We start from the raw sequence: 13396 nt of genomic DNA on the forward strand, positions 1-13396 counted from the left end.
GAGCCAGGATTTTCCCCATGCAAATGACAACTGACCTCTTGATCGTCAACCCGTGCGACGAAGAAGAAGACAACTTGGCCATGCTCTGCTGCACCAGCGCCGAGGGCGAAATGTTCCTGATGAGCCGCTTTCCGGACGAGGATGAGCTGGAGATCATCTTCCACGACAAGCCTTCGGCCCTCAACGGAGTGAAAGTCACCCTCAGCCCTGACCGTCTGCTGATCGAAATCGCCGCCGCGGACGCCGATGTGCTCGATGGCGAAGATTCGCTGGAAATCCTGCACAGCACCGACGCGCAGGATCTGGCGGAAGTGGAAGAGACCTTGCAGAACATCCTTAAAGGCACCGGCACTTACATCAGCCAGCTCTGATGGTATTCGGGCGGGCCTCATCGCGGGCAAGCCCGCTCCCACAGGGCCTGATGTGTTGCATAGATTGCAAGCACACCACTGAAACTTGTGGGAGCCGGGCTTGCCCGCGATGAGGCCAGAACAGCCACCGCCCGGCCCACCCTACAAATTTCCAACAATTTTGCCCATCAATTCCCGCACTTTGCACAAAATGCCGTTAGTCGCCGCACCCCGCGATGGATTAAAGTAACGCCCCCAGCCCTGGCGTTATTCGAACGTCTTCGGTCACCCTTTCCAGGAACAGTCATCGATGGAACATCGTGAAGCGCTGCTCGCGCTGCGAACCTTTCTTTCAACGCAGATTCTCGGCCAGGAAAAACTCATCGAGCGCTTGCTCATCGCCTTGCTCGCCGACGGCCACATGCTGGTCGAAGGCGCCCCGGGCCTGGCCAAGACCAAGGCCATCAAAGAGCTCGCCGAAGGCATCGAAGCACAGTTCCATCGCATCCAGTTCACCCCCGACCTGCTGCCAGCCGACATCACCGGCACGGAAATCTATCGCCCGGAAACCGGCAGTTTCGTATTCCAGCAAGGCCCGATCTTCCACAATCTGGTACTGGCGGACGAAATCAACCGTGCCCCGGCCAAGGTTCAGTCGGCCCTGCTTGAAGCCATGGGCGAACGCCAGGTCAGCGTCGGGCGCAGCACCTACGACCTGTCGCCGCTGTTTCTGGTCATGGCCACGCAAAACCCCATCGAGCAGGAAGGCACCTACCCGCTGCCCGAAGCCCAGCTCGACCGTTTCCTGATGCACGTGAAAATCGGCTTCCCTGATGCCACCGTCGAGCGCCGGATTCTGCAACAGGCCCGCGGTGAAGCGCTGCACGGCGAAACCAAACCCGAGCGCCGGGTCAGCCAGCAGGCGATTTTCGCCGCGCGCAAGGAAATCCTCGGGTTGTACATGGCCGACGCCGTGGAGGAATACCTGGTGCAACTGGTCATGGCCACGCGCATCCCCGCCAAGTTCGACCCGGAAATGGCCGAATGGATCGCCTATGGCGCCAGTCCGCGCGGCTCCATCGCCCTGGACCGTTGCGCCCGGGCCCACGCCTGGCTGGCCGGTCGCGATTTCGTCAGCCCGGAAGACATTCAGGCGGTGCTGTTCGATGTGTTGCGCCACCGCATCATTCTTTCCTTCGAAGCCGAAGCCGCTGGCATCGACCAGGACCGGGTGGTCCAGCGGATTCTCGACGTCGTAGCCGTCGCTTGACCCCGATGAACGCCCTCCTGCCGCCCGAGCCGGGCATCCGTGTCAGCCTTTCCGAGCTGATCCAGATGCGTCATCGCGTGCGCGAAGTGCAGTTGTTTTCCACGCCGAGCCAGCGCAGCCCGCTGATCGGCCTGCACCATTCCAAACTGCGCGGGCGCGGAGTGGACTTCGATCAGGTGCGGGTGTATCAGGCCGGCGATGACGTGCGAAGCATCGACTGGCGCGTCACCGCCCGGACCCAGGAGCCCCACACCAAGCTGTTCCACGAAGAACGCGAGCGACCGATTTTCATCATGGTCGAACAGAGCCGCCGGCTGTTTTTCGGCTCCGGACTGATGTTCAAATCAGTGCTGGCCGCCCAGGCGGCGAGCCTGATTGGCTGGGCCGCGCTGGGCCATAACGACCGGGTCGGCGGGCTGGTGTTCGGCGACGACGAGCACTACGAGATCAAACCGCGACGCAGCAAACAGAGCCTGCTGCAATTGCTCAACCGACTGGTGCGGGTCAATCAGTCGCTGCACACTGAACGCGAGCCAGACCGCGACGCCTTCGGCATTGCCCTGCGCCGCGCCCGGGAAGTGTTGCGTCCCGGGAGCCTGGTAATCGTGATCTGCGACGAACGCGCCTTGTCCGACGGTGCCGAGCAACAGTTGAGCCTGTTGTCACGTCATTGCGACCTGTTGCTGCTACCCGTGTCCGACCCGCTGGATCACGCCCTGCCCGCTGCCGGGCTTTTACGCTTTGCGGAACGGGGAGCGCAACTGGAACTCGACACATTGAATTTCGACTTGCGCCAGGCCTATCGCGCACAAGCGGAAGCGCGCATCGCCCGGTGGGAGCTGCTGGCGCAAAAGTTGCGGGTATTGCTGATGCCTTTGAGCACCCAGAGCGAAATGGTCGAGCAACTGCGCGAATACCTGAACCCGCAGCGTCCGGGAAAAAGTCGATGAGCAGCCTCGACCAACTGCAACCGCTGATTTCCCCGCCACCGATCGGCTTCTGGCCACCGGCACCAGGCTGGTGGCTGCTGCTGTTATTGCTGCCATTGATCGGTTTCGGCCTGTGGCAGTTGCGCCGTTTCATTGTGAACAAACGTCCTGTCGTGCGCGCCGAACAACCGCTGGACCCGGTGCGTCTCGCGGCCTTGGCCGAACTCGCTCTGATGCCCAAACCTTACGACGGCGCCCCGGCCGGTGCCTGGCTGCAGCAACTCAATGGCTTGCTCAAACGCCTGTGTCGCAACCATTACCCCTACAGCCAGAGCCACACCCTTAACGGGCGCAAGTGGCTGGCGTTCCTTGACAACCGCTGTCCGGCCGCCGGCCTTACGCGCTGGATGGTGCTGGTGGAAGGCGCCTACAAACCCGAATGCAAACTCGACGACAAGGCCATCGCTGGCCTGACTCAAGCGGTCGACACCTGGATTCGCAAACATGTTTGAGTTCGCCTGGCCGTGGATCTTCGCCCTGCTGCCACTGCCCTGGCTGATGCGGGTGCTGCTGCCGGTGGCCGACAGTGGCGAACCAGCGCTCAAGGTCAGCTTCCTCAACGAACTGGAAGGCCTCGCTCGCCGCCGCGCCCGGGCGAATCTGCCGGCGTGGCGCCAGCAAGCCCCATTCATTCTGCTATGGCTGTTATTGCTGATCGCTGCCGCACGCCCGCAATGGCTCGGCGAGCCCCTGCCGATTGCCGCCAGCGGCCGCGACTTGCTGGTGGCGGTGGACGTGTCCGGCTCCATGGATTTCCCCGACATGCAGTGGCAGAACGAAGACGTCAGCCGACTGACACTGGTGCAACATCTGCTCGGTGATTTTCTTGAAAGCCGCGACGGCGACCGGGTCGGCTTGATCCTGTTCGGCAGTCAGGCCTACCTTCAAGCGCCGCTGACTTTCGACCGGCACACCGTGCGCGTGTGGCTCGACGAAGCGCGGATCGGTATCGCCGGCAAAAACACGGCCATCGGCGATGCCATCGGCCTGGCCCTCAAACGCCTGCGGCAACGCCCGGCCCAAAGCCGTGTGCTGATTCTGGTCACCGACGGCGCCAACAATGGCGGCGAGATCGACCCGCTGACCGCCGCCCGACTGGCGGCCAACGAAGGGGTGAAAATCTACCCGATCGGTATCGGCGCCGACCCGGAACAAAGCGGCACCCTGGGATTCCTGGGCATCAACCCGAGCCTGGACCTCGACGAACCGGCCTTGAAAGCCATCGCCCAAGCCACCGGCGGCCAGTACTTCCGCGCCCACGACGGCGAGGAATTGCAGGCGATCAAGCGCACCCTCGACAAACTGGAACCGGTGACCCAGCAACCCACTCAGGCCCGCCCGGCCCAAGCGTTGTATCACTGGCCTTTGGCAATGGCGCTGCTGTTGAGCATGCTGCTGGTGATCCGCGAGCGCTGGCCGGACAATCCGTTGCAACGGCTGCTTACCAAGAAGCTGTTTAACAAAGAGCGGTTTCTGCAAACCCAACTGCCCGACTGGCGTCAGCGGCTTAAACGCCTGCGTCTGCGGAGGCGCCGATGATTGCGCTCTGGCCGCACTGGTTCCGCCCCTGGTGGCTGCTGTTGCTGCCGTTGCTGGGCTGGTTGCTCTGGCAACTCTGGCACCGGCAAAAACGCGCCGGGCGCTGGCAAATGATTCTGCCACCGGCCTTCCATGCCGCGTTGCTCAGCGGTGGCAGCGGTCGCGAAAGCAGACTGCCATGGGTCGCCCTGGGTCTGGCCTGGGTGCTGACCGTGCTGGCCCTGCTGGGGCCGAGCTGGCAGCGCGTCGAACAAACCAGCCAGAAACCCGCCGACCCGCTGGTGGTGTTGCTTGAGCTGACCCCGGAAATGCTCGCCACCGACAGTGCGCCGAACAGGCTGGAACATGCCCGGCGCAAACTGTTCGACCTGCTGCAAAACCGCAGCGACGCGCAGACAGCAATCATCGTCTACGCCGGCAGCGCCCACACCTTGGTACCGCTGTCGGATGATCTGTCGACCAGCCGCAACCTGGTGGATGCACTCAAGCCGTCGCTGATGCCCCTGGCCGGTCATCGTGCCGATCTGGCGGTGACCAAGGCCCTTGCGCTGCTGGATCAGGGCGCCCTCGGCCAGGGTCGGATCCTGCTGATCGGTTCGTCGCTGACGGAACAGGAGCGCCAAGGGATTCGTCAGGCGCTGGACGACAGGTCCACGCAATTTCTGATGCTCGGTATCGGCACCGCCGAAGGGGCGCCGGTCGCGCAGGATGACGGCAGTTTCCTCAAGGATGACCTGGGCGCCATTCTGGTGCCCCGCCTGGACGGCCCCAGCCTCAAAGCCTTTGCCAACGGCCTGGGCGGACGTTATCGCCAGGCGCGTCTGGACGATGCCGACCTGCGCGGCCTCGGCCTGCTTGATGGCCCACGGGATCTGCGCAACGACGGTCAGACGTTGCGCCTCGACACTTGGGCCGATCAGGGCTATTGGCTGCTGCTGCCGCTGTTATTGCTGGCCGCCTGCGCCGGGCGCCGTGGCTGGCTGTTCTGCCTGCCGCTGCTGTTCCTGCTGCCGCAACCGAGCTACGCCTTCGATTTCGAGGACTTGTGGCTGCGTCCCGATCAGCAGGGCCTGCATTTGCTCAAACAAAAGCGCCCGGCCGAGGCCGCGCAGCATTTCGAAGACCCGCAGTGGCAAGGCGTGGCGCTCTATGAGGCCGGCGACTACAGTGGCGCCGCCCAGCGGTTTACCCAAGGCACCGATGCCCACGCCCACTACAATCGGGGTAACGCCCTGGCCAAAAGCGGTGAGCTGGAAGCGGCGCTGGATGCTTACGATCAAGCACTGGAACGTCAACCGGATCTGCGCCCGGCCCTGACCAATAAGACACTGGTGGAAAGCCTGCTCAAGCAGAAAACCTCAGCGCCGCCCGTCGAGCCGGACAAAACCGCCGATGGCAAAACCGAAACCATCACCCAGGAACCGCCGCCGGGCAGCGCCACCCAACCCAGCAATGGCGAGCCGAAAACCGACGCCGAGCAGAGCACGCCGGACGCCGGGCAGCCGCCCACGACGCCACCGCAACCGGGCGCCAATGAAGTCCCGGGCAGCGAGTTGGGCGATGAGCAAAGCACCACGCCACCGCGACGCCCGGCCAGCGACACGATTGAAGGCGAACAGCGCCAGGCGCTGGAGCAATGGCTGCGCAAGATCCCGGATGACCCCGGCGAATTGCTCAGACGCAAATTCTGGTACGAACAGCAACAACATCAGGATCAGGAAAAAACTCGATGACCCGCTTCACCGCCTTCTTGCTCGCATTGTTGCCCGCCCTGTTGCTCTGCACCGTTCAGGCCCAGGCTGCGGAGCTGGTCGCCAGCGTCGATCGCAGCCGCCTGAATTCCGGCGAGACGGTCGAACTGACCCTGGAGACCAGCGACGTGACCCAGTTCGGTAAACCCGACCTGACCCCACTGGAGCCGCTGTTCGAAGTGCGCGGCACCCGCCAGGTCAACCAACTGAACACCCTCAACGGCGACACTCAGGCAACCACCCGCTGGATCATCACCCTGCTGCCCCGGCAAAACGGCAGCGTGGTGATTCCATCGCTGCAACTGGGCGACGTTCAGAGCCAGCCGATTACCGTGCAGGTGATCGAGAGCGAAACCCAGGACAGCAGCAACACACTGGCGCCGGTGTTCATCGAGGCCAGCCTCGACCAGAACAGCGTCTATGTACAGGCTCAGGCGATCCTGACCTTGCGCATCTACCATTCGGTGTCGCTGTACGACGACAGCAGCCTGACCCCGTTGCAGATTCCCGATGCGCGCATCGAACAGCTGGGCGAGTCGCGCACCTACGAAAAAGTCATCAACGGATTGCGCCATGGCGTGATCGAAATGCGCTACGCGATCTACCCGCAGCACAGCGGTGAATTGACCATTCCGGCGCAGATGTTCAGTGCCACGCCGGTCGATACCCGGCCGTCCCAGGACGCAACACCTCAAGGGCCGAAACCGGGCAAGCAGATGCGCGTCAAATCCGCCGAGATCCCGCTGACGGTCAAGGCCAAACCCGGCACGTATCCGGCCGATGTGCCCTGGCTGCCGGCCCGCAGCCTGAGCCTCGGCGAAAGCTGGAGCCCGGAACCGGATCATTTGCAGGTCGGCGACTCGCTGACCCGCAGCTTGACTCTGAACGCCGAAGGCCTCGCCAGTTCGCAATTGCCACCGTTGCCCGCCACCGAGATCAACGGCCTGCGGCGCTACCCGGATCAACCGGTGCTGGGCAACCAGAGCAGCGAGCGCGGCTTGATCGGCAGTCGCGAGGACCGTGAAGCCCTGGTGCCGACCCGCACCGGCAACATTGACTTGCCCAGCGTTGAAGTGGTCTGGTGGAACACCTTCGAGGATCACCTGGAACACAGCAGCCTGCCGGCCCGTACGCTGCAAGTGGCGAGCAATCCAAGCCTGATTGTCGATACCCCGGCGGGCAGCCCGCAGGTGATGTCCGGTGCCAACAACGAAGCCCTCTGGTGGAAACTCAGCACCGTGATCCTGGCCTGCACCACCCTGCTGGGCTTCGGCCTCTGGTGGCGCGCCCGCTGGCAACCGGCGATCCTGCGGGCGGCGCAGACCGGCCCGAGCCCACGCACTCTGCTCGACGACCTCAAGCGCGCCTGCCAGGCCAACGACTCCCACGCCACTCGCCAGGCCCTCGACGCCTGGGCCCGACAACAACCGGAAACCCTGGCCGACATGGCGGCGCGTTTTGTACCGCTGTCCGATGCACTGGACGGCTTGAACGGCGCGCTGTACAGCGAAACCGGCCAGTACTGGCAGGGCGAGGATCTCTGGCGCGCGATTCGTGCGATCCCGACGGCCGAAGGGGTTCAAGACCTGGTTGGCGATACCGGGTTGCCGCCGCTTTATCCGAAATAATCATTGTCCCCTGTGGCGAGGGAGCTTGCTCCCGCTGGGCTGCGAAGCGGCCCCAAAACCACATCACTCGTTTCTTCTGGCATAACGCTTCAGCCATTTTGCGCCTGCTGCGCTGCCGAACGGGAGCAAGCTCCCTCGCCACAGGTCTTCGGTTCGATCAGATCCATCGCGCCATCCCATGTGTTTGCCAGTAAACTCTCCCCTCTTTAGCCGCCATCATTTTCCTCGCGGCCATCACCTTATTTTGTTGCGGAGTACGCCTTGCGCCTGTTTCACACCTCCGACTGGCACCTTGGGCAGAACCTGCACGGCCAGGAGCGCGATTTCGAGCACGCCTGTTTCCTTGACTGGCTGCTGCGTCAGCTGAAGCTGGATCAGCCTGATGTGCTGCTGATCGCCGGCGATATCTTTGACACGGTCAACCCGCCGGTCAAAGCCCAGGAACGCCTCTACGATTTCATCGTCAGCGCCCACGAGCAGCAGCCGTTGCTGACCATCGTGATGATCGCCGGCAACCACGACTCCGGCTCGCGCATCGAACTGCCCGCGCCGTTGATGCGGCGCTTGCGCACTCACGCCCTCGGTCGCGTGCTGTGGCTCGATGACGGGCAACTGGATGCCGAACGTTTGTTGTTGCCGTTGCCGGATGCCAGCGGCGAAATTGCCGCCTGGTGCCTGGCGTTGCCGTTCCTGCGCCCGGCCGAAGTGACCGGCGCGCATTTGGGTGATAACTACTTGCGCGGCATCGGCCAGGTTCATGAATGGCTGATCGAAGCGGCCAACGCCAAGCGCAAGCCGGGCCAGGCGCTGATCGCCATCAGCCATGCGCACATGGCTGGCGGTTCGGTCTCGGAAGACTCCGAACGCAGTTTGATCATCGGCAACGCCGAAGCCCTGCCCGCCAGTCTGTTCGGGCCGAGCATCAGTTATGTCGCCCTCGGGCATTTGCACAAGCCGCAGAAGGTCAACGGTGAAGAGCGCATTCGCTACTGCGGCTCGCCGATTCCCTTGTCGTTCTCCGAGATCAATTACCCGCATCAGATCCTCGACATTCAGCTCGATGGCGAAACATTGGTCAGTGTCGAACCGCGCCTGATTCCGCGCTCTGTCCACTTGCAACGCCTCGGCTCCGCGCCGTTGGCAGAAATCCTGTTGCAACTGGCCGACCTTCCCAACATCGACCTGCTCGCCGATATCCAGCGCCAGCCGTGGCTGGAAGTGCGGGTCCGTCTCGACGAACCGCAACCGGACCTGCGTCACCAAGTGGAAACCGCCCTGCAAGGCAAAGCCGTGCGGCTGGTGCGGATTGCCGCCGAGTACGCCGGCAACGGCAGCCGCGACGGCGTCGATGACGGCACAACGTTGATCGAACTGGATCAGCTTTCGCCCCAGGAACTGTTCAGCCGCGCCTGGCAGGACAACTATGGCAGCGAGGTCGACGAGCAAACGCTCAAGGACTTCGCCGAGCTGTTGCAAGACGTGCAGATGGAGAGCGAACAGCCATGAAAATTCTCGCGATCCGCCTGAAAAACCTCGCCTCCCTGGCTGGGCCGTTTGAAATCGACTTCACTGCGGAGCCCTTGGCCAGTGCCGGCCTGTTCGCGATTACCGGGCCGACCGGTGCGGGCAAAAGCACACTGCTCGACGCCCTGTGCCTGGCGCTGTTTGGCGCCGTGCCGCGCCTCAGCAACACGGGCCGGGACGCCAAAGTCCCGGATGCCGATGGCGAAATCGGCACCGGCGACCCGCGCACCCTGCTGCGTCGCGGCACCGGCGAAGGCTATGCAGAAGTGGATTTCGTCGGCATCGACGGTCGCCGCTATCGCGCTCGCTGGGAGGCCAATCGCGCCCGGGAAAAGGCCGGCGGCAAACTGCAAGCCAGTCGCCAGAGCCTGCGTGACATCGATCAGGATCAACTGCTGGCCAGCCAGAAAGGCGAATACAAAGCACAGCTCGAAGCCGCGCTGGGCCTGAACTTCGAACAGTTCACCCGCGCTGTAATGCTGGCTCAGAGCGAGTTCAGCGCCTTCCTCAAGGCTGACGACAACGACCGCAGCGAGCTGCTGGAAAAGCTCACCGACACCGCGCTCTACACCCGTCTCGGTCGCCGCGCCTTCGACAAGACCAAGGAAGCTCGCGAAGCCCACAAGCTGTTGCAGGATCAGGCCACCGGGGTGACGCCTCTGTCGCCAGAAGCCCGGGCCGAACTCGATGAGCGCTTCAACGAGGCTCAGCAGCAACTCAAGACCCAGCAGGCGCAGCTCAAACAGTTGGAGTTGCAACACACCTGGCTCAAGGACCTGCGCCAGTTGCAAGACTCGCAACAGAGCGCCACCGAGCAACTGCAATCTGCCCAGCAACACTGGAACAGCCTGGCCGGCGAGCGCTTGAAGCTGACTCGCCTGGAGCAATTGGCCCCGCAGCGGCATCAGTTCGCGCGCAAGACCGAACTTACCGCCCAGCTCACGCCGTTGGCGGCGCAGATTCAGCAACACACGCAACAGCAAAGCGAGCTGAGCGAGCGACAGGCTCAACTCGAACAGAGCCTGAGCGCTGCGCAAACGGCGCTGACCCAAGCGCAAAGCCAACACACCTCCAGTGCACCCCTGCTGCGTCAGGCCTTCGAGGAGCAAAGTACCCTCGCCCGCCTGGTCAAGGACGCCAGCCTCAGTGCCGACCTCAAGCAGCAGGCAGAACAGGCCTGCACTCAGGGCCAGGGCACGATTCAGGGTTTGCTCGACCAACAGAAACAGGTCGCCGAACGGTTGCAACGGATTGCCGGGGAGCTTGAGCAGAGCACCCATCTGGCGCCATTGAGCGATGCCTGGAACGCCTACCGCGATCGCCTGCAACAACTGATGCTGATCGGCAATCGCCTGAACAAGGGCCAGGCCGAACTGGCCGCCCTCGAGCAAAGCGCCGCTCGTGCCGCCGACGAACTGGCCACCCAGCGCCAGAGCCTTGAGGTGCTGTACAAAGAAGCCGGCGCCGAGCCTGAAGCGGTGGCCGAGCAGATTCAGATCCTCGGCAGTCTGCTGCAGGACAACCGCAAGCAACTGCGGGCCTTTGAAGAGTTGACGCGGCTATGGGCCAGCCAGCAGGAACTGGACAAGCGCGGTGCCGAGCTTCAGCAGCGGCAACTCGCCGCTCAGCAAGACCGCGATCGTCTGACCCAGGACGGGGTGAAGACCAAGGCCGAACTGAGCGTCGCCGAACAGACCCTGACCGTTACCCGCGAACTGCTGGAGCGTCAGCGTCTGGCGCGCAGTGCCAGTGTCGAAGAACTGCGCGCGCAGTTGCAGGACGATCAGCCGTGCCCGGTTTGTGGCAGCCCGGACCATCCTTATCATCAGCCTGAAGCCTTGCTGCAAAGCCTCGGCCGCCATGATGAAAGCGAACAGGCCAACGCTCAGAAAACGGTGGATCTGCTCAAGGAAAAACTCACCGATCTGCGTGCCGAAGTCGGCGGTTTGATTGCTCAGCAAAAAGAACTGCTGCAACAGCAGGAACAGCTCGCGAGTCAGCAACAAGGCCTGACGCCGAGCCTGGAAGCGCACCCACTGTCCGCGCAACTGTTGGCCCAGGACGCAAGTAAACGTGATGCCTGGCTAACGCAACAAAGCAGCCAGTTGAACCAGAGCATCACGCAGGACGAACAACGGCAAACCGCCCTGCTCACCCTGCAACAGGATGCCGCACGCCTTGCGCAACAACTGCGCAGCGCGGAAACGGCGAGTCAGCAAGCCACACAACACCTGATCAACCAACAACGTGAATTGAGCAGTGATCGCCATCGTCTGGATGAAGAACTGAAGGCGTTCAGCACCCTGCTCCCGGCTGACACGCTGGAGGCCTTGCGCAACGAACCCGCCGCGACCTTCATGCAGCTCGACCGGCAGATCGCCCAGCGCCTGCAACAACTCGACCAGCAGCGCGAAGAACTCGGCGAACAGCAACAGCGCCAGCAGACGCTAGAGAAAGAACAGTACCAACAGCAGACCCGCATCCAGCAACAGGAAGCTGCGCAGCAGCAGTTCACGGCGCTGACCGGGCAGCAACAGGCTTGCCAGGAAAAACTGACGCAACTGCTGGGCGAACATGCCAGCGCCGAACAGTGGCAGCAGCAACTGGATCAGGCCGTCGAGCAGGCGCGCACTGCCGAAGCGACGGCCAATCAGGAACTGCAAACCGTGCGCACGCGGCTTGTGCAACTGGCCGCTGAGCTGAAGGCTCAGCAAGAACGACTGCTAGCGCTGGAAACCGAAGACCGCGAGCTGAGCGCCAAGATCGCCGACTGGCGCGCACAACATCCAGAACTGGACGACGGCGGACTGGAAGATTTGCTCGGCATCGACGACCAACAGGTCAGCGAACTGCGTCAACGATTGCAGCAGAGCGAAAAGGCCATCGAGCAAGCCAAAGTGCTGTTGCAGGAGCGCGATCAACGCTTGCTCGATCATCAGGCGCAGCACAACGGCAATCTCGACGCCGAACAACTGGCCACGACGCTGGTCGAGCTGCAAAACCTGTTCGCTGCCAGCGAGCACCGATGCGCCGAATTGCGCGCCGAACAGGCCGAGGATCAACGTCGACAGAATGCCAATCAGGCGCTGGCGCAGCAGGTTGCCGACGCCTACGCCGAGTACCAGCGTTGGGCACGTTTGAGTGCGCTGATCGGTTCGGCCACCGGCGACACCTTCCGCAAAATCGCCCAGGCCTACAACCTCGATTTGCTGGTGCATCACGCCAACGTCCAGCTGCGCCAACTGGTGCGGCGCTATCGCTTGAAACGCGGCGGCAGCATGCTCGGGTTATTGGTGATGGACACCGAGATGGGCGATGAACTGCGTTCAGTGCATTCGCTGTCCGGCGGCGAGACGTTCCTGGTGTCGCTGGCCCTGGCGCTTGGTTTGGCGTCGATGGCTTCGAGCACGCTGAAAATCGAATCGCTGTTCATCGACGAAGGCTTCGGCAGTCTCGATCCTGAATCCCTGCAACTGGCCATGGACGCTCTCGACGGTCTGCAAGCGCAAGGACGCAAGGTCGCGGTGATTTCCCACGTGCAGGAAATGCATGAACGGATCCCGGTGCAAATCCAGGTTCACCGTCAAGGCAACGGCCTGAGTACGCTGGAGGTGAAATGAATACGCTGTATTCGTTCCGCCGCTGCCCCTACGCCATGCGCGCCCGCATGGCCCTGCGCTATTCGGGGGTTGCGGTGCAGATCGTCGAGGTCAGCCTCAAGGCCAAACCTGACGAAATGCTTGCACTGTCGGGCAAAGGCACGGTACCGGTGCTGAGTGTGGATGGGCGGGTGATCGATGAGAGCCTGGACATCATGCGCTGGGCGCTGGCGCAAAACGATCCGCAGGACTGGTTACTCAAGGATGACCCGCAAGGACAGCAACACAGCGCCGCGTTGATCGAAGAGAACGATCAAGTGTTCAAGGTGCATCTGAATCACTACAAGTACGCCGAGCGTTATCCCGAGCAGCCGATGGCTGTTTATCGCGCCGAGGGCGAGGTGTTCTTGGGCAAGCTGGATGAATTGCTGGAGGGGCGTGACTACTTGCTGGCCGATCACCCGAGCCTGGCGGATATCGCCCTGATGCCGTTCGTGCGGCAGTTCGCCCACGTGGATCGCGAGTGGTTCGGGCAGACGCCTTATGTGCGGTTGCAGGCGTGGTTGCAGCGCTTCATCGACTCAGATCTGTTCACTGGTGTGATGCAGAAATAACACCGCGCACTTGTGGCGAGGGAGCTTGCTCCCGCTCGGCTGCGTAGCAGTCGTAGATCAGCTGATGAAGACTGTCTGAAACAATGAAGTGGCAGGTTTTGGGGCTGCTGCGCAGCCCAGCGGGAGCAAGCT

Annotated in this window: 10 protein-coding genes; all 10 read left to right on the plus strand. The window is 62.7% G+C overall.

What is annotated here, in order from left to right; translation table 11 throughout:
- Nucleotides 1-17 precede the first annotated feature (17 nt).
- The 10 genes from AB7M26_RS22875 (at nt 18) to AB7M26_RS22920 (ending at nt 13264) form a co-directional block, all read left to right on the plus strand.
- Nucleotides 18-371 carry a hypothetical protein gene (locus tag AB7M26_RS22875; RefSeq protein ID WP_123494334.1) on the plus strand — a complete coding sequence of 118 codons (354 nt, stop codon included), beginning with the start codon at nt 18-20 and terminating at the stop codon, nt 369-371.
- Between the two features lie 289 nt (nt 372-660).
- On the plus strand, nt 661-1620 hold the full coding sequence (locus AB7M26_RS22880) for an AAA family ATPase (protein ID WP_008067939.1): 960 nt from the start codon (nt 661-663) through the stop codon (nt 1618-1620).
- A gap of 5 nt (nt 1621-1625) precedes the next feature.
- The gene (locus AB7M26_RS22885; RefSeq protein ID WP_123494332.1) at nt 1626-2570 is read left to right on the plus strand and encodes a DUF58 domain-containing protein; all 945 of its coding nucleotides are present in this window, start codon (nt 1626-1628) and stop codon (nt 2568-2570) included.
- Complete coding sequence (locus AB7M26_RS22890) at nt 2567-3061, plus strand: DUF4381 domain-containing protein (protein ID WP_123494331.1); 495 nt, start codon at nt 2567-2569, stop codon at nt 3059-3061. The genes AB7M26_RS22885 and AB7M26_RS22890 overlap by 4 nt, the downstream gene beginning before the upstream one ends.
- Complete coding sequence (locus AB7M26_RS22895) at nt 3054-4148, plus strand: vWA domain-containing protein (RefSeq protein WP_123494329.1); 1095 nt, start codon at nt 3054-3056, stop codon at nt 4146-4148. The genes AB7M26_RS22890 and AB7M26_RS22895 overlap by 8 nt, the downstream gene beginning before the upstream one ends.
- Nucleotides 4145-5881, plus strand: coding sequence for a vWA domain-containing protein (locus tag AB7M26_RS22900; protein ID WP_123494327.1), 1737 nt, complete (start codon nt 4145-4147; stop codon nt 5879-5881). Before AB7M26_RS22895 ends, AB7M26_RS22900 begins: the two co-directional genes overlap by 4 nt.
- A complete protein-coding gene (locus tag AB7M26_RS22905; protein WP_429376773.1) occupies nt 5878-7527 on the plus strand; it encodes a BatD family protein in 1650 nt (549 codons plus the stop codon). Before AB7M26_RS22900 ends, AB7M26_RS22905 begins: the two co-directional genes overlap by 4 nt.
- Before the next feature lie 261 nt (nt 7528-7788).
- Nucleotides 7789-9033: an exonuclease SbcCD subunit D C-terminal domain-containing protein gene (locus AB7M26_RS22910; protein WP_123494323.1), complete on the plus strand. Its 1245-nt coding sequence runs from the start codon at nt 7789-7791 to the stop codon at nt 9031-9033.
- The gene (locus tag AB7M26_RS22915) at nt 9030-12671 is read left to right on the plus strand and encodes an AAA family ATPase (protein ID WP_429386335.1); all 3642 of its coding nucleotides are present in this window, start codon (nt 9030-9032) and stop codon (nt 12669-12671) included. Before AB7M26_RS22910 ends, AB7M26_RS22915 begins: the two co-directional genes overlap by 4 nt.
- Nucleotides 12668-13264 (plus strand): glutathione S-transferase, encoded by a 597-nt coding sequence (locus tag AB7M26_RS22920; RefSeq protein ID WP_429386337.1) that lies wholly within the window; start codon nt 12668-12670, stop codon nt 13262-13264. Before AB7M26_RS22915 ends, AB7M26_RS22920 begins: the two co-directional genes overlap by 4 nt.
- The last annotated feature ends 132 nt before the right edge of the window (nt 13265-13396 follow it).

Source organism: Pseudomonas sp. F-14 TE3482, assembly GCF_053629455.1.